A 16,707-nucleotide genomic window follows, 5' to 3' on the forward strand; every position below is an offset into this window, starting at 1 on the left:
GCCGCGACCGTGAAGGCTTGAGGCTGCCGGCGACACAGGGGGGTTCGACATGAAGGGCAGCATCGGCATCTGGGTCTGTTTGGGACTGTTGAGCGGATGCGCCACGAGCGGGCCGACCATCCTGGCCCCCTACACGTTGCAACCCGCGTGTGACGGGGGCGATGCCGCCGCGTGCACCGAGCTGGGCATCATCTACTCGCTGGGCGCCGGAGTCCCCGTGGATGAGGGCCACGCCAACGCCTTGTTTGAAAAGGCCTGTGCGGCAGGACATGCCAAGGGATGCTTCGGCCTCGGCGTGTCCTATGAGAATGGCCACGGAGTGACCCGGGACGATGTCCACGCCAATGCCTTGTACGAACAGGCCTGTGCGGGCGGAGTCGCCGCGGGCTGCCACAACCTCGGCGTGTCCTACGAGAAGGGCCGCGGAGTGCCCAGCGATGATGTCCGCGCCAACACCTTGTTTGAAAAGGCCTGTGCAGGCGAAGTCCCCATGGCCTGCCACAACCTCGGCGTGTCCTACGAGAAGGGCAGCGGAGTGCACAAGACGGATGCCCGCGCCGCTACGTTCTTCGAGAAGGCTTGCAGGGGCGGATATGCCCCCGGGTGCTACAACCTCGGCTTGTTCTACGACAGAGGCCGGGGAGTGCCCCGGGACTGGATCCGCGCATCCGCGCTCTATGAGGCAGCCTGCACGCGCGGAGTGGCTGAGGCCTGTCACAACCTCAGCGTGAGCTACAGAAAGGGCAAGGGAGTCCAGAAGGACATGCGTCGCGCCGCCATGCTGCTCGAAACGGCGTGCTCGGCCGGACTGGCCGACAGTTGCGCCGACCTCGGAATGCACTACCAGAACGGTGAAGGAAAGCCGATGGACGTGGCCCGCGCCGCCAGCCTGTATGAAAAGGCGTGCACGAACGACAGCGCCCTCGGATGCAACAACCTGGGTGCACTCTACGTCAAGGGCCTGGGCGTACACAGGGCCGTGGATCATGCCGCCACGCTCTTCGACAAGGCTTGCAAGGGCGGATACGCGGGAGCGTGCTTCAACCTGGGCATCCTCTATCGAGGCGGTGTTGGAGTCCCTCAGGACGAAGCCCAGGCCGTCACGCTCATGGAAAAGGCCTGCCAGGCCGGCGTCGCCAACGCATGCGTCAAGCAGTGACGGCAAGGCCAAGGGTGTATCAGCGACATCCGCGCCAGAGTTCGACGCCCACTCGAAGGACCTCCAGGGGCGATGGAGGCGGGCGGAGCCAGGGCGTGGAGGTGGTGGCCTGCGTCGCAGAGGCTATACTTCGCCGCCGATGGCGAGCATTGGACACGTGGCAATCGGAATGGCCGCGGCACGGGCCTGGGTAGGCAAGGACGCGTCGCGCGCGAAGCTGGTGCGGGCGATGGTCGCGTTCTCGGCGCTGTCGATGTTGCCGGACGCGGACGTCATCGCGTTCGCGTTCGGCATCCCGTACGAGGCGCCCTGGGGCCACCGGGGTGCGTCTCACTCGTTCGTCTTCGCGCTGTGGGTCACCGCCATCATCGTGGCCATCGCCCGGCGCGCGGGAGCACCGGCGCTGCGCACCTTCCTCTGCGTCGCGTTCGTCGCGTTGAGCCACGGACTGGCGGACATCCTGACGGACGGCGGGCTTGGCTGCGCGTTGTTCTGGCCGTTCTCGTATGAGCGCATCTTCGCGCCCGTCACCCCCATCCCGGTCGCGCCCATCGGGCTGTACATGTTCTCCCCACGCGGGCTCTACGTGGTGATGTACGAGCTGCTCTTCTTCGCGCCGTTCTTCCTCTACGCGACGTTCCCCAGGAAGAAGCCCCTGGCGGAAAGCACCGGGTAGCCAGCGTGGCCTCGCTGTTCACCCATGCCGCCTGGACGGCGCTCGCCGTTCGCGCGCGGCCGGGGGCCGTCCTTCCACGCCGGGTCCTGATCACGGCGGGGCTCTGCGCCATCATCGCGGACCTGGACTTCGCGCTGGCGCCCCTCAGTCAGCACCCCGGCGACCTCTGGGCGCACCGGGGACTGCTGCATTCGCCCCTGTTCCTGCTCGTGCTCGCCGTCGTGGGCGCGGCGCTGGTGACGCCCCGTGGCGAGTGGCGCCAGCGCCTTGGGCGGTACGCGCTCGTGTTGTGGCTCGCGGGTTGCGGGCACGTGCTCCTGGACCTGCTCACCTGGGGTGGGCCCGGCACGGCGCTCCTCGCCCCCTTCTCCGAAGCGCGCTTCCAGTTGCCACGTGCGCTGCGGCTCGCGCCCGTCGTCCCGGTGGGGATGGATGAATGGCTGGGACGGCTCGGCGTGCAGGTGCTCGCGGTCGAGTCGCTCTTCATCCTCCTCCCGACGCTGCTCCTGGTGCGCGGCGCCACGCTGCCTCCAGAACCCACCGCGCGTCGCGGGTGGACCGTCCTCTTCGGTGCGTGGGCGCTGCTGGCGGCGGCCTTGCGCGTGTTCGGGCCCACAGGCTTCTCGCTGCCCCCGGAGCGCGTCATCTCCGCCCTGCCATCGGAGCCAGGCGAGCGGCCCGAGGCACTCCCAGGCCCCGCGCTCGTCACCCGGTTCGACGAACTCCAGGCGCGCGGCCTGTTCAACCGTCCCCTGGCACCGACGCGGGTGCCGTGGTCCTCCGAGTTCTATCCCTTCTGGTTCGGAGGCCAGGCTGGCCGATGGCGTGACTCCGTGCCGACCCTGGTGGGGAGGACGCTGTTCGGCGTGGAGCCGCCGTCCGCCCCGGCTCCGGGGGCTGAGCTGTTCGGGCTGTCTCCGGTGGAGAAGTACGACCTCGCCTCGGGAGCGGTGGACTTCCCCGCGACGAAGGCGGCGCTCGCGGAGACGCACAACCGCCGACCCCGGCCCAGGTTCTGGTTCGGGCTCTGCAACGGAGCGGCGGCGGCGGCGCTCGCCCTGGAGGAGCCCTTCCGCACGGTCGATGTCGTGGCCCGCGATGGGCGCAAGATCCGCTTCCATCCCAACGACGTGAAGGCGCTGCTCGCGGCCGCGTACTACCAGCCGGCGGAGATCCATACCGTCAGTGAGCTCTGCACCGGGTCGGGCTTCGACGTGAGCGCGCGTTGCAGCGTCCACCCCGCCGCCTTCGCGCTGGCCGTGTTGAATCGCCTGGGGATTGGCGGCCAGTCCTTCGTCGTGGAGGTCCATCCCACGAAGCAATCGCAGTACCACTCAGTGGCCGGTGCCACGGTGCGGGTGACGCGCGAGCCCTACGCACCCTCCAGCGAGCCCCTGGCGCCCGGGCTCGCTCCGCGCGTGACGAAGCTCGTGGACGTCGACCTCGAGTTGAGCCTCAGCTCCACGCTGCTCCCCGCGAGCGCCACGGACATCCTGGATCCGAAATGGTCCGAGGGCAGCGGATACATGAAGGTCGGCGCCAGGCCCCTCGTGCAGCACTACCCGATGACGCTGGCACTGGATGCCTCCGGTGAAATCGTGGGCGGGCGCTACACGGGAGACCCTCCGGACGGGCCGGACCAACTCGGGGTCACCAGCCCCCTGCCCGCCCTGCGCGCGGAAGGCGTCGTGGACGCCGCCCCCCCGCTGCGCTGGCAGGCCCTCGAAGCGCTCGCGAGGGCCAGCGTGAGCACCAATCCGAGCCCCCCCACCGTGGACGTGAAGGTCTTTGACGCCAGCCCCCCACCGCCCTGAGGCAGGTGGACGCCGCGGCCTCTATGATAGGCTTTGAGGTCCACTCGAAGGACCTCCAGGGGTTTCTCATGAAGCTCTCCCTTTCAGCTTTGGTGACGTTGGTTGGCCTTTCCCTCATCGGGTGCGGTGGCCCAGCCCTCGACGACAGCCTGACTCCCGAGGCCGAAGCGCGTACGGTGTCCCAGTTCGGAACCTGTACGGCGACCTGCGCCGGGGGAACGTCGGTCTCCTGTACGGGGACCACCTGCTCGTCGACGGACAACCAGGGCGTGACGTGCGACGGCGTGCTGACCGCGTGTCCGTCTTCCTGCGGCGGACTGCTGTCATGCAGCACGTACGTGAACCAGCGGTGCACGACCCCTGGCGCCACGAAGGCCTGCTGCAACGCCACGACCCACGCGCCGGACTCCCTGCTCTGCTCGGGCTCGGCGGCCACGGGCTACCGCTGGCTCAACTGGTAGCAGGGATGAATCCGCTGGGATGCGGGCGTAAGAGCAGCGCAGTCCGGACTGGGTGTCTGCATACCCGGCGCACCCCGCATCCCAGTCCACAAAGACAAAGAGTGTCTTTGTCAGGACGTTCCCTCAAGGTATGTCAGGGCCCGGAACGGGTGCCTAAGGCACCCGTCTGGCTTGCCGGCCGGCGCAAGCCATTTGAGGGGGAAGTCAATGAACAAGGCAGTGAACCACCGCGGGACGCGAGGCGTCCGCGCAATGGTGGGGAGCATCTTCATGCTGGCGCTGGTCGGGGCCGGTTGTGGACGCGAGGAGAAGGAAGTGCCGGAGAACACCCCGGCGCCGGAGGTCACCGCCCAAGCCACGGGGCCTTCCGAGAAGCGTACGGCGTTCCTTCAGCTGGTCCCCGGGCAGCCGCCCCAGGAGGTGCGCTACCACGTGGAGGATGGCTGGGCGGTCGCCTTCGGCGACGTCCTGCTGGGCCCCGTGGACTGGGTCGAGGCGGAGACCCAGCGCCTGCGCGCGGGAGGCCCCACGTCTGGCTCCAGGGTGAATGCGTCCAGCGTGGGCTACCACGACGCCAAGAACCTCTGGCCGAACGGCGAGGTGACCTACACCTTCGCCAGCGGCTTCCCGGAGTCCCGCAAGGGCATTGTCTCTTGGGCCATTGAGGAATGGGAGAAGAAGACCGTTGTCCGCTTCAAGTGGAAGGCTTCGTGTGGCTCCGGCGAGGATTGCGTCATCATCAAGCAGCCGAGCACTCCCAAGTCGTGTAATTCCGTCGTCGGTCGACTCTTCGGTGGGATCGGGTTCTCCACCCCCCAAACGCTCAACCTGGGAGCGGAATGCACGAATGGCCAGGCCCTCCACGAGCTGGGGCACGCCATCGGTCTGCACCACGAGATGTCCCGGTCGGACCGGGATCAGTACATCCAGGTCCACCCGGAAAACTTCGCCGACGGCCTGGATAACTTCGACAAGGTCAATGAAGCCATCAACAGTCCGTATGACTACGGCTCCATCATGCATTACTCGGTCACCTCCGGCTTCTCCAAGAAGGATGCGAACAACAACGACCTGCCGCTCTTCACCACGCTCCAGCCCGTCCCGGCAGGGGTGACGATTGGCCAGCGCGATGGGCTCAGCGACTGGGACGTTCTGGGGCTGACGTCCATGTACGGCAGCTACATCAGCCAGAAGTATGGCGTGTTTGGAATCGCGACCATGGGTCTGCCCACGGGTCCCGAGGGCATCGCCAAGGACCGTGGCATCTACCGCCCGTACACCCATGGGTTCATCTACTTCCACCCGGACGTAGGCGCTCACATGGTCCGCAATGAAATCGCCACCAAATACGCGCAACTGGGCCACGAGAACAGCCCGCTGGGCTACCCGCTGGACGACACGCAGACCCTCTCCAGCGGCCTGAAGCGCAATCACTTCCAGGGCGGCACCATCACCTGGCATCCGGTCGCGGGCTACCGCGTGAAGTACGGCTCGGACATCCAGCTCCAGGGTGACTTCATGGACCTGGGCTACGACCAGATGCTCTACATCAACACGGACGGAAGCGGCGCAAAGGTGAAGGTCGTCAACTACGGCAACCTCACCCCGCCGGGAGTCGCCGGATACGTCGAGCAGTGGGGAACCCATCCGCTGCTCAGCGGGTGGATCGACGAGGACGACGTCCAGCTCGTGGGCGACTTCATGGGCCTGGGCTACGACCAGGTGATGTTCATCAACCGCAGCGGGGACGCGGGCCGGCTGATGGTGCTGGACTTCAAGAACCCGGCGCAGGTCCCGGCCGTGATGGTGGGCTACGAGGCGTACTCGGAGAGCACCCTGCTGGGCGGCTGGCTGGACGACGAGGACCTGCAGTTCGTGGGTGACTTCGCCAACCGGGGCCGAGATCAGGTGATGTTCATCAACCGCGATGGCCAGGCGGGCAAGGTGATGATCATGGACTTCATGATCCCCTCGGCGCCGGGCCGCTTCGGCTCCATCACCTACCGCGAGGAGTGGGGCGAGTCGCTGGTCCTGAGCGGCTGGCTGGACAGCAACGACCTTCAGCTCGCCGGGGACTTCAGGGGCCTGGGCTACGACCAGCTCATGGTCATCAACCGCAGCGGCGACGCCAGCAAGGTGGCGGTGGTGGACTACTCGACGGGAACCCTGGGCGGGGTGTTCATCGCGTCCGAGAGCTGGACGAGCACCTCCTGGCTGACGAGCAACTGGTTGAATGACGACGACCTGCAGATCGTGGGCGACTTCCGGGGCCTGGGACGCGACCAGGTGATGTTCATCAACCGGGGCCAGGATGGCGGCAAGGTGATGGTCATCGACTACGCCGTCAACGTGCAGCCCACCCAGTTGGGCAACGCCGTCTACCAGGAGCCCTGGAGCATGAGCGGCTGGCTCACCACCGGCTGGCTGGATCAGGATGACACCCACCTGGCCGGAGACTTCGGGCAGAAGGGGCGCAGCCAGCTGCTCTCCATCAGCCGCACGAACACCTCCGGCAAGCTGCAGATTCTCGACCTGGGCACCGGCGTGGCCCCCGGCAGCCGCATCTACAACGAGTGGTGGAACTCCTACTCCATGCTCGACGGCTTCCTGGACTGACGTCTCGGGATGAACCGGCACCCCGGGGTTGGCTCACGCCGGCCCCGGGGTGTAGCGATGCAGGAGTGTACGGCTACTTCGTGACGAAGAAGTCCTTCAGCTCGTCGGGGGTGCCATTGAAGTAGTTCTGGTCGACCTGCCCTTTGATGCCAGACACCTCGCCGTTCTCCGTGTACTGCCAGAAGTGCCAGCGCTTCCACCCTTTGGGGAGCTTGGGCTCGGACTGATTCTTGTACGCGGCGAGCCAGAGCGGATGATCCACGAAGTAGGCGTGGTCACAGAAGCGGGTGCTCCACGTCACGTGGTTCGTGTAGATCATCGGCTTGGAGCCGAGCTCCTTCTCCACGCCCTGTGAGAAGCGCTGGAGCTTCTCCGCGAGCTGCTCGCAGGTGAAGCCGCTGTACTCGCCCTTGAACTCCTCCACGTCCACCACGGGAGGCAACTCACCGGGGTCGGACTTCAGGCGCTCCGTGAAGTTGGCCACCTGCTTGTCCACGTCCTCCTTGGGGTGGAAGAAGTGGTAGGCCCCGCGAGGCAGCCCTGCCTTCCGGGCACCGCTCCAATGTGACGCGAAGCTGGGGTCCTTCTTGCCCGTGGACTCCGTCGCCTTCACGAAGACGAAGCCGGCCCTGGCCTTGAGGTCATCCCAGTTCACGGTGGACTGATAGCGGGAGACGTCGATGCCCCGCAGCCGGGCCTTCGTCTCCTGCACCTTCACGGCGGTGGCAGCCGGCTCGGCGGCGAAGGCCAGGGAGCCGCAGGCCACGAAACCCAGCGTGCTCATCCTGCCCAGCATTCTCATCAATGATTTGCTCGGGGACATCTCGGCGCTCCTTAGTAGACGGTGAAGTTGAGGGTGAGGTTGGGGCGCACGCGCTGAGCGCCCGCCAGGGGGAGATGGACGCCGCCGCCCAGGGCCACTCCCAATGGGCGGCCCTTGTGGGACGGGCTGTAGGTGACGAGCGCGTCGCCACCGCTGCCCTGCAGGGAATCGAAGTCGGAGGAGAAGCCTCCCGCCAGACCAACGGCGCCCAGCCGAACCACGCTCACCGCGGCGCCCAACCGCAGCGGGCGCTCCGAGCGGAACGAGCTGCCCACGGTGGCCATCCACTCCGGGCCCCACGTCACCGACCGGGGCGGGGGGCCCATCTCCGGTGCGTTCGAATAGGTGAAGTCCGCGTCCACCAGCTGGGCCTCCATCAGCTCGCGGTACTTCCCCTCCCCTTCCGCGGAGACCTCCACGAGCTGGATGCGCTCGGCCATCAGCGAGCCGTCCAACTGCTGCGTGACGGTGCCCTTCACCCGGAAGAACTGCTTTAATTCCAGGGTCTCATCTCCCTGCACCCAGATATTGGGGTCGGAGAGGCGGACCCGCTTCTGCTTGTCTGAAAATGCGTAGGTGATGACAGGCTCCGGCAAGGAAGGCTCCATCGCGCGAGCCACCTCGGTGCCGGTCTCGCCACGCTGATCCAGCTCGAAGACGGAGCGGGAGAGGCTCTTCAATGCAAGGCCATGCTCGCGGCGGAGCTTCTCGAACTCCGCGTCCTTCGACGTCAGCTGCGCGGTGTATTTCTTTTCGAGTGCGTCCTGTGACACGAGCCGAGACCGCGCAGTGCCAAGCTGTGTGTTGAGGGCTTCAATCTCCTTCTCACGCGCGGTGAGGTGCCCCTGGAGCTGGCGTTGGAACTCCGCCTCTCGCTGTTCCCACTCCCCATCCCGGTAGCGATGGGAGAGGTACGCTCCTCCCGTCGCGGAGCAGAGCACCAGGACACCCAACATTGCGCCTGACTTGAGCCACGGCATGAATGTCTCATCCGGAAGACTGCGTGCATGTCCCAATGACCTTGCGCTCGAAGATCATTGCAGAAGGCATGCCTGCGCCCCCCTGAGAGGACGCCACCGCCGCGGCCCCAGGTCTTCCCGCCAGAGTCCTTCGCCTTGACGCGCAAGTGACGCGCCAGCGCCGGGTGGCTGCTCATCACGACGTGGGGTTAGACTCCCCATCCATGATCAAGCTCCACCAATTCCACCCCTCCGGGAATTGCTACAAGGTCCGCCTGCTGCTGCATCAGCTCGCGATTCCGTTCGAGACGCGAGAGGTGGACCTCTCCGCGGGAGCGACGCGCACGCCGGAGTTCAAGGCGATGAACCCCATTGCCCGGACCCCTACCGTGGAGCTGGAGCCCGGGGTCTTCCTCGCCGAGTCCAACGCCATCCTCTGGTATTTCGGCGAGGGCACGCCCTTCATCCCCAACGACCGCCTGGAGCGGGCGCGGATGCTCCAGTGGATGTTCTTCGAGCAGTACAGCCACGAGCCCTACATCGCCGTGGCCCGGGCGTGGCTCACCTTCTTTGGCATTCCCTCCGGCAAGGAGAAGGAGCTGGAGGAGCGCATCCTGAAGGGCTACGCCGCGCTCGACGTCATGGAGGGCGAGCTGCGCAAGCGGCCCTTCTTCGCGGGCGAGCACTACAGCCTCGCGGACATCGCGCTGTATGCGTACACGCACGTGGCGGAGGAGGGCCGGTTCGACCTGGGCCGCTACCCCGCCATCCGCGCCTGGTTCGAGCGCGTACAGGCCCAGCCCCGCCACCTGCGCATCACCGACGTCGTCAAGACGCCGTAGGCCCCGGAAGGGGTTTGCGCCGGGTCTTCAGCGCCCGGCGTGCACGCTGACGGTGCGCCCGTTCAGCGGCTGCAGGGGGCGGTTGTTCGGGTTGAGGTGGGGCAGCCGTTCGAACGCGGCGATCTGCGCGTCGGACATCTGGATGGGCTGCTTCATCACGTACCACTGGAGCCCCTGCGTGCACGGAGGCGTGGTCAGCGAACCCGCGTACTGGAAGAAGGCCTTGTCGTGCGGCAACAGCGCGCTCGCGTTGAGGAGCGCCCCCGCGGGCGAGCTCTCCTCCCCCATGTGCCGGGGCAGGTGCCGGAAGGCGGTGAACAGCGCCGCGTTCACCGCGCCCTCCTCGATGAGGACTCCGACGACCAGCGCGGGCGTCCCATTCGCGTCCGTGTGCACCAGATGCAGCTCGAGCGGGTACTCCACGCCGTCCTTCGTGTGCTCGCTGGGCGTGTGGAAGTGGAACTGCGCCAGCTTGTACTCGTTGCCCCCCACCCGGACGGTGCTGCCGCTGTCGTAGGTGAACTGCACCGTGTGCCCCGTGTTGAGCATGCGCACGCGGCTGGTGGCGTAGTGGAAGCTGGGAACGTCCAGATGCGGGCGCGCGGCCCCCGCGGTCACCAGCGCGATGGGTGACTGCGCCTCGCCCTGCGCGCAGATGGCGTCGCCGGGCAGTTCGCCCCAGTGCTCCGGGCTCAGCGTCTGGTCGTAACCCCAGTGCGCATCTTCGCTGGTTGTCGTGACGGAGGCAGGCGCCCCATCGGCGGCGAAGGCATTCGGAGCAAGCAACAGGGAGGTCAGCAGCGCGCCCCGAAGGGCACGCACGGAGTCGGTACGGGAGAGCATCATGGTGGGGAGTCCTCGGCGACGGTCATCCATCGCGGGGCGCCCTCATAACCGGCGGCGCGGGCCGGCGCAGATTTCTGATTATTTCTGACTGACCCGCTTTCCCGCGAAACGGCCGTTAGCGGGAGAGCGACTCGAGGGCGTGGATGGCCTCGAAGAGGACGGCGCGGAACTCGTGGTCGTCGTCCTCTTCGTCCAGGGCCTCCCGGTGCGCCAGCAGCAGCGGGAGCAGCGACACGTCCTCCAGCGCCTGGGCGGCCTCCACGTCCAGCGTGGTGACCACGGGCCCCTCGTCCAGCACGCGCCGCAGCGGCTCGAGGACCCGCGCGTCCTTGCGCAGGGCCAATCCCAGGAGGGCCTCCCCGCGAATCTTGACGTGGGGCTCGGCGAGCCGCTCCACCAGCGCCTCGCGCAGCTCCGGCGTGTCCACGTCCCGCGCCTGGGAGCCGAGCGTGAACGTGGCCCACTCGCGCACGGTGTCGTCAGCGTCGCGGGAGAGGTGGATCAGTGCCTCCATCGCCTGGGCGTCCCGGTGGCTCGCCAGGCCCATGACGACGCCGAAGCGGACGGGGGCCTCCGGGTGCTCTTTCAGGGAGAGGAGCGCGGGCACCGCGCGAGCGTCCCCCAGGTGGCCCAGGGCGGCGGCCATCGCCTCCAGCACGGCGGCGTCCTGCTCCTTCGCGAGCGCCGGCAGGAGCGCGTCCGTGAAGCGGGCGACGCGCTCCGGGGACCGGTGCCGGAACTCCAGCTGCGCCAGGATGTTCGCGCCACGTCCCCGCTCCTTCGAAGAGGAGGACTGGAGCCAGGCCGCGGCTTGCTGGAAGACCTCTTCCCCACCCCGGTGGTGCAGCTGCCAGATGGCCCGCCACGCGCCCGGGTCCTCCTCGCCGCCCTGGAGCGTGCGCGCGAACAGCTCATCGGTGGAGAGGTTTGCCTCGGGCGGGGAATCCATGCCGGGGAGCCTAGCGCCGGACGCCCACGGCCTCCCAGGCATTGCCTGACGCACGGGCCCGGCGCCGTCGCGCCGGGCCCGCGTGAGTTCACTTCAAATCACGGCGTATACAGCTCCGTGGACGGCCCACTGGACGTCGCGCAGCCCACGGCCAGCACCTCGCCGGTGGACAGCGGGGTGAGCGTGTGGCCCGCGCGCGTGGCGCTCATGCTCGTGGTGGCCGTCCATGCGTTGGTGGCCGGGTCGTAGCGCTCCGCGCTGGCCTGGGGGAACGCCGACGACGCGCCGCCCACCTTCCACGTGCCGCCGGACGCCAGGAGCGCGCCCGAGGGCAGCAGCGCGCTCGCGTGGCCATGCCGGGCCGTGGCCATGGCGCCCGCGGACGCCCAGAGGCCCACCGGCTGGAACTTCTCCGCCGCCGACTGCGACGCCTGGCCCACGTAGGAGCCGCTCCCCGACAGGCCTCCCACCGCGAGGGCCGAGCCATTGCCCAGCAGCTCCAGCGTGAAGTCGGTGCGCGGCGTGCTCATGCTGCTGGAGGTCGTCGTCCAGGTCCCCGTGGACGGGTTGTAGAACTCCGTGCTCGCGAGCCGGTACACCGACGTGAAGACCATGTAGAAGCCGCCGGTGATGAGCACCCGGCCGTTGCCCAGCAGGACCGCCCGGTGGCCCATGCGGCCGGTGGCCAGGCTTCCCGTGGTGGACCATGTCCCGGTGGTGGGGTCGTACAGCTCGGAGCTGGTCAGGTAGACGCCGCCGTTGGCGCGGCCGCCCGAGACGAGCACCTGCCCCGAGGGCAGCAGCGTCGCCGTGAAGCCCGTCCGCGCGTTGACGAGGCTGCCGGTGGCCGTCCAGGTGCCCGCGGTGGGGTCGTACAGCTCCGCCGTGGTGATGGTGCTGTCCCAGTTGCCTCCAATGACGAGCACCTTGCCGTCCGCCAGCTTGACCGCCGCGTGGCCCGTGCGGGGCTCCGTCATCGTCCCCCCGGAGGTCCAGGCATTGGTGATGGGGTCGTACCGCTCCACGCTGTCCAGTTCGTACCCGAGCGGGTCACCGCCGCCCACGACCAGCACCTCGCCGGAGTCCAGCGAGGTGGCGGTGTGGCCGCAGCGGTTCGTGGCGAGCGGCGCGCCCGCGCGCCAGGTCAGCGGCCCCGCGTCGTACAGCTCCGCGGCCGCCGTGTAGCCCGAGCTCGTGTTCCCGCTGGCCACGAGCACCTGCCCCGTGGGGAGCAGGCTGAACGCGGACTGGTCGCGGCCGGTGAGCAGGCTGGCCGTGGCCGTCCACGTCCCGGTGGCCGGGTCATAGGTCTCCGCCGAGCCGCTGTTGTCGAACACCAGCACCCTGCCGGACGGCAGCAGGACGGCGCTGGGGTTGAAGTAGGTCCCCGTCATCGAACCCGTGTACGCCCAGGTGTTCGTGGTGGGGTTGTAGAGCTCCGCGGTGGCGGTGCCGCTGCCTCCGGCCACCAGCAGCTTGCCGGACGGCAGGAGCGTGGCCGTGTGGCTGTAGCGGGCCCCGTTCATGGCGGTGCCGAAGGTCCACGTGTTGGTGGCCGGGTCATAGAGCTCCACCGTCTTCAGGGTGCTGGTTCGGCCGCTGCCGCCCGCGACCAGCACCTTGCCGGAGGGCAGCCGCGTCGCGGTGTGGCGGTAGCGGTTGGTGCTCAGACTGGGACCGGCGGTCCACGTGTTGGTGGCCGGGTCATACAGGTCCACGACGCCAATGGGCCCGATGGGGCCCGCGCCGCCCGTGATGAGCACCTTGCCGCTGGCAAGCACCACGTCCTTGCCCATGCCGCGCGCCTGGGGCCCGCCGGGCGTGGTCGTCCAGGCACCCGAGGTGGGCTCATAGAGCTCCGCGGTGGCCACGTAGACACCCGCGCCGCCGCCCGCGTAGCCGTTGGCCACCAGCACCTTGCCGTTGCCCAGCGCCGTGACGGTGTGGCTCACGCGAGGGGTCGCCATGGAGCCGGTGGCCGCCCAGGTGCCGGTGGCCGGGTCATACAGCTCCGCGCTGGTGGTGGGGCCGCTCGTGTTGCCGCCCACGACCAGCACCTTGCCCGAGCCCAACCGCGCCGCCACCGCGCCGCTGCGCGCTGTCAGCATGGCGCCGGTGGACTGCCACCGCGGCGTCCCGAGCGCCGCGCGCTGCGTGCCAGGGCTGGAATCCGTTGCGTCCTGTGCGTCCGCGCCGCAGGCCGCGCAGGCCAGCGCCAACAGGAGAGAAGGAAAGGCTGCAAGTCTTTTCAGGGATGAGGGCATGGGATGACCCACGTCGCGGCAGGGTCTGCCATTCGGACGGGGCAGCGCATCCTGCGGCCTCGCACTGCGCGGTTTCAAGTCAACCATTGCGCGACGGTCCGCGGTCGTCATTCCAAGGCGGCCGGGGCGATTTCACCCCACGCGCGCCGTCGCTGGGCCCGCGTCAGGGCCATTTCCTATACAGCGTCCGGCGTTGGCCACCCACCCGAAGGACGTGTGATGAGAGCTTCACTCCGACTGACTCAAACCCTGATGTTATGCCTTGCCGGAGGGTCTTGCGCCCCCAGCCCTTCCGATACGGATTCCGCCCCGGATGCGAGTGTATCCGTGGCCCAGACGCTCGCATCGACAGACGCGCAGTACGACGCCTCACTGGCGGCGCCCGCGTGCACCTCCCACGGCGCCCGCTGTGATTCCAACACCCTGCTGACGGGCCGGGGCACCGTGGGCCCCGAGTCCCATGCCCCCAACACGTTGGGCGGAAGCTGCGCCGACGGGAACGACGGCACCTTCCAGTCCGACGCCTCCGTGGAGGCCCTCCGCGTCTCCACCGTGGATGGCGTCTCGTGGCTCGCCCAGGGGCGGAACGTGAAGGTGGAGGCGGACGTGTGGGGTGCGCCCTCCGCGGGCAGCGCGCTGATGCTCTTCCGGGCCGAGGATGCCACCGCGCCTCAGTGGGTGTACCTGGCCACGCTGCCCGCCGCCGGCGGCGCCGAAACGCTCTCCACCACCTTCAAGCTCCCCGCGGGCAGCTTCCAGGCCGTGCGCGCCGTGCTCGTGGACGCCGCCCAGGCCCAGGGCGCTGAGTGCACCCCCGGGGCTGTCCATGACCATGACGACCTGGCCTTCGCGGTCGCCGCGCCGGACGTCAGCTCCCCGGAGCTCTCGCACTCGCTCCCCGCCGGGACTTATGTCACCGGGCTGGTGACGCTCGGGGCCAATGCGGTGGATGACCAGGCCATGGGCCGGGTGGACTTCTATATCGACAACGTCCTCGTGGGCAGCGACAGCAGCGAGCCCTTCGAGTGGGTCTGGGACAGCGCCTCCGTGCCCAACGGCACGGTCATCTGGGTGCTGAGGGCCTACGACGCCGTGGGCCATGTCCGGACCGGTTCCATCAACCTCTACGCCCGCAATGACCGGGATCCGCCGACGGTGAGCCTCCGTGCCCCCTTGGAGGGAGCGACGGTGGGCGGGTCGGTGAGCGTCGTGGCCAACGCCACCGACGACATCGGCGTCACGCGGGTGGAGCTCTATCTCGATGACACCGTGCTGCTCGGCACGCGCACCGTGGGCCCGTACGGTGTCGCCTGGAATTCCCAGACGGCGTCGCCCGGCCCGCATACGCTGACGGCCAAGGCGTTTGACGCCTCGGGGAAGATGACGACGTCGGTGCCCGTGCACGTCACGGTGGACCCGGCGCCCATTGTGGCCCTCGTGTCGCCCGCGGCGGGCACCGTGCTCACCGGCACGGTGACGCTTACCGCCACGGCGACGGACAACACGCCCGTCTCCCGGGTGGACTTCCGCTCGGATGTGAACTTCACCACCTTGTGCAGTGCCTACAGCCCCTCCTTCAGCTGCAGCTGGAACAGCCGCAATCTGCCCAATGGTCCCACCCGGATCCGGGCCGAGGTCCGGGATCCGGCGGGCAATCTCGTCGACTCCGAGAGGATCCCCTTCACGCTGGACAACGACCTCACTCCGCCCACCGTGACCGTCACCGCGCCCGTAGCGGGAGCGACCGTGCGGGGCAACGTGGTGCTCTCCGTCGACGCCTCCGACAGCAGCGGGATCGCCCATGTGATGTTCCTGGTGGACGGCACCGCGGTGGGCTCAGACGCCACGGCGCCGTACACCTTCACGTGGAACAGCGCCCAGTTGGCGAATGGCACCCACACGGTGACCGCGCAAGTCTGGGACTCGCTGTACAACATGGGGAGCTCGACCCCGGTGAACATCACGGTGGACAACGACAAGGTCGCGCCGGTGGTTTCCTTCACGTCGCCCGTGGAGGGCGCCGTCCTGCGGGAGACCGTCACGCTGGCGGCCACCGCGAGCGACGCCTCCGGCATCAACCGTGTGGAGTTCCACCGGGGCTCCACGCTGCTCGCGATCGACTCGAGTCCGCCCTTCACGTACGACTGGGCCACGCGCGGGCTCGCCAATGGCGCGTACACACTGACGGCGAAGGCGTACGACGGTGCGGGGAACATGGGCAGCACGCTCCTCAACGTGACGGTGGACAACGACCGCACAGCGCCCACGATCTCCTTCACCTACCCCGCGCCCGACGACATCCTCGTCCGCGACTCGACGTACCTCCTCACCGTTTCAGCCAGCGACAACGTCGCGGTGACCCGGGTCGACTACTTCCTGGACGGGGTGCCGATCAGCTTCGTCACGACGGCGCCCTTCTCGAAGTCCTGGTACAACTCCGCCACTCCCGGGACTCACACCCTGTCCGCGACGGCCAATGACGCCGCGGGCAATCTCTCCGCCAGCGCGTCCGTGACGGTGTTCGTGCTGTATCCGCCTTCGCCCAACATCAGCCCCTTCACCTACAGCGCGCGCAACACGAATGACGCGACGGTGGGCACGGTCAACCAGTCCATCGCGATGGTGGCGGGACAGACCTTCACGGTGGGAACCTGCGGCGTGGCGGGCTCGACGTTCACGGGAGACACCTCCCTGCGCCTCTTCAGCCCGAATGGGACGCAGGTGGCCTTCAACGACAACGCGTGTGGAGGGGCGGGCTCGAACTTCGTCTACACGGTGCCGACGACCGGCACCTACTCCTTCCAGGCCGGCTGCGCCGCGAACACCGCGTGCTCGGGCACCGTGGCCTGGACGCTCAACTCGCCGTATTCAAGCTCCGGGACATTCAACTACAGCGCCGCCAATACCAGCAGCGCCACGGTGAACACGGGGAACGTGACCCTCACCCTGCTGGCGGGGCAGACCTTCACGGCGGGAACCTGCGGTGTAACGGGCTCGAGCTTCTCCGGGGATACCTATCTGCGGCTCTACGGACCGAGCGGCACGCAGCTGACCTTCAACGATGACGCGTGCGGCGGCGTGGGTTCGAAATTCGTCTACACGGTGCCCGCGGGCGGAGGCGGGAGCTATCAGCTCCGTGCCGGCTGCTACTCGAACACCGCTTGCAGCGGCACCGTGGCCTGGACCCTCCAATAACAGCCGTTGGTGAACCGGGGCGCGGGGAGGCCTCCTTGTTCCTTCCCGCGCCTTCACATGCACGGTCTATCGCAGCCAGCGTCGTGGGCCGACACAGTCCTCA

12 protein-coding genes are annotated in these 16,707 nt (G+C 68.2%); 7 read left to right on the plus strand and 5 right to left on the minus strand.

Translation table 11 applies throughout. The features are described from left to right. Positions 1-49 precede the first annotated feature (49 nt). From JYJ93_RS27200 to JYJ93_RS27220, 5 genes are all read left to right on the plus strand, one after another. Positions 50-1,159: an SEL1-like repeat protein gene (locus JYJ93_RS27200; RefSeq protein ID WP_206796678.1), complete on the plus strand. Its 1,110-nt coding sequence runs from the start codon at positions 50-52 to the stop codon at positions 1,157-1,159. A gap of 139 nt (positions 1,160-1,298) precedes the next feature. Next, positions 1,299-1,835 (plus strand): metal-dependent hydrolase, encoded by a 537-nt coding sequence (locus JYJ93_RS27205; protein WP_206796680.1) that lies wholly within the window; start codon positions 1,299-1,301, stop codon positions 1,833-1,835. 5 nt (positions 1,836-1,840) lie between these two features. After that, positions 1,841-3,649, plus strand: coding sequence for a metal-dependent hydrolase (locus JYJ93_RS27210; protein ID WP_206796682.1), 1,809 nt, complete (start codon positions 1,841-1,843; stop codon positions 3,647-3,649). Between the two features lie 176 nt (positions 3,650-3,825). Further along, complete coding sequence (locus JYJ93_RS27215) at positions 3,826-4,110, plus strand: hypothetical protein (protein ID WP_242543941.1); 285 nt, start codon at positions 3,826-3,828, stop codon at positions 4,108-4,110. 270 nt (positions 4,111-4,380) lie between these two features. Continuing rightward, entirely contained in the window at positions 4,381-6,726 is a 2,346-nt protein-coding gene (locus tag JYJ93_RS27220) for a M12 family metallopeptidase (protein ID WP_206796686.1), read from the plus strand. Positions 6,727-6,799: 73 nt separating this feature from the next. Here JYJ93_RS27220 and JYJ93_RS27225 read toward each other — a convergent pair whose 3' ends face one another. Further along, positions 6,800-7,510, minus strand: coding sequence for a GH25 family lysozyme (locus JYJ93_RS27225; RefSeq protein WP_206796687.1), 711 nt, complete (start codon positions 7,508-7,510; stop codon positions 6,800-6,802). Positions 7,511-7,560: 50 nt separating this feature from the next. Then, on the minus strand, positions 7,561-8,505 hold the full coding sequence (locus JYJ93_RS27230) for a hypothetical protein (RefSeq protein WP_206796689.1): 945 nt from the start codon (positions 8,503-8,505) through the stop codon (positions 7,561-7,563). Positions 8,506-8,732: 227 nt separating this feature from the next. On the opposite strand from JYJ93_RS27230, the gene JYJ93_RS27235 reads away from it, so the two are divergent. Then, entirely contained in the window at positions 8,733-9,350 is a 618-nt protein-coding gene (locus JYJ93_RS27235) for a glutathione S-transferase family protein (protein ID WP_206796691.1), read from the plus strand. Between the two features lie 27 nt (positions 9,351-9,377). Here JYJ93_RS27235 and JYJ93_RS27240 read toward each other — a convergent pair whose 3' ends face one another. The 3 genes from JYJ93_RS27240 to JYJ93_RS27250 all read right to left on the minus strand — a co-directional run bounded on the left by JYJ93_RS27240 (position 9,378) and on the right by JYJ93_RS27250 (position 13,253). After that, complete coding sequence (locus JYJ93_RS27240) at positions 9,378-10,196, minus strand: carbonic anhydrase family protein (RefSeq protein WP_206796693.1); 819 nt, start codon at positions 10,194-10,196, stop codon at positions 9,378-9,380. Between the two features lie 115 nt (positions 10,197-10,311). Further along, positions 10,312-11,145 (minus strand): HEAT repeat domain-containing protein, encoded by an 834-nt coding sequence (locus JYJ93_RS27245; protein ID WP_206796694.1) that lies wholly within the window; start codon positions 11,143-11,145, stop codon positions 10,312-10,314. 98 nt (positions 11,146-11,243) lie between these two features. Continuing rightward, positions 11,244-13,253, minus strand: a complete 2,010-nt coding sequence (locus tag JYJ93_RS27250) for a kelch repeat-containing protein (RefSeq protein WP_206796696.1) — start codon at positions 13,251-13,253, stop codon at positions 11,244-11,246. Between the two features lie 483 nt (positions 13,254-13,736). Here JYJ93_RS27250 and JYJ93_RS27255 point away from each other — a divergent pair, with 483 nt between their 5' ends. After that, positions 13,737-16,604: an Ig-like domain-containing protein gene (locus JYJ93_RS27255; protein WP_206796698.1), complete on the plus strand. Its 2,868-nt coding sequence runs from the start codon at positions 13,737-13,739 to the stop codon at positions 16,602-16,604. Positions 16,605-16,707 lie beyond the last annotated feature (103 nt).

This window comes from Corallococcus sp. NCSPR001 (assembly GCF_017309135.1).
GTDB lineage: Bacteria > Myxococcota > Myxococcia > Myxococcales > Myxococcaceae > Corallococcus.

Bases quoted from the DNA above. Each gene is read 5' to 3' on its own strand.
- JYJ93_RS27200 (WP_206796678.1), top strand. From the start codon at position 50: ATGAAGGGCAGCATCGGCATCTGGGTCTGTTTGGGACTGTTGAGCGGA.
- JYJ93_RS27205 (WP_206796680.1), top strand. From the start codon at position 1,299: ATGGCGAGCATTGGACACGTGGCAATCGGAATGGCCGCGGCACGGGCC.
- JYJ93_RS27220 (WP_206796686.1), top strand. From the start codon at position 4,381: ATGCTGGCGCTGGTCGGGGCCGGTTGTGGACGCGAGGAGAAGGAAGTG.
- JYJ93_RS27225 (WP_206796687.1), bottom strand. From the start codon at position 7,510: ATGAGCACGCTGGGTTTCGTGGCCTGCGGCTCCCTGGCCTTCGCCGCC.
- JYJ93_RS27230 (WP_206796689.1), bottom strand. From the start codon at position 8,505: ATGTTGGGTGTCCTGGTGCTCTGCTCCGCGACGGGAGGAGCGTACCTC.
- JYJ93_RS27235 (WP_206796691.1), top strand. From the start codon at position 8,733: ATGATCAAGCTCCACCAATTCCACCCCTCCGGGAATTGCTACAAGGTC.
- JYJ93_RS27240 (WP_206796693.1), bottom strand. From the start codon at position 10,196: ATGATGCTCTCCCGTACCGACTCCGTGCGTGCCCTTCGGGGCGCGCTG.
- JYJ93_RS27245 (WP_206796694.1), bottom strand. From the start codon at position 11,145: ATGGATTCCCCGCCCGAGGCAAACCTCTCCACCGATGAGCTGTTCGCG.
- JYJ93_RS27250 (WP_206796696.1), bottom strand. From the start codon at position 13,253: ATGCTGACAGCGCGCAGCGGCGCGGTGGCGGCGCGGTTGGGCTCGGGC.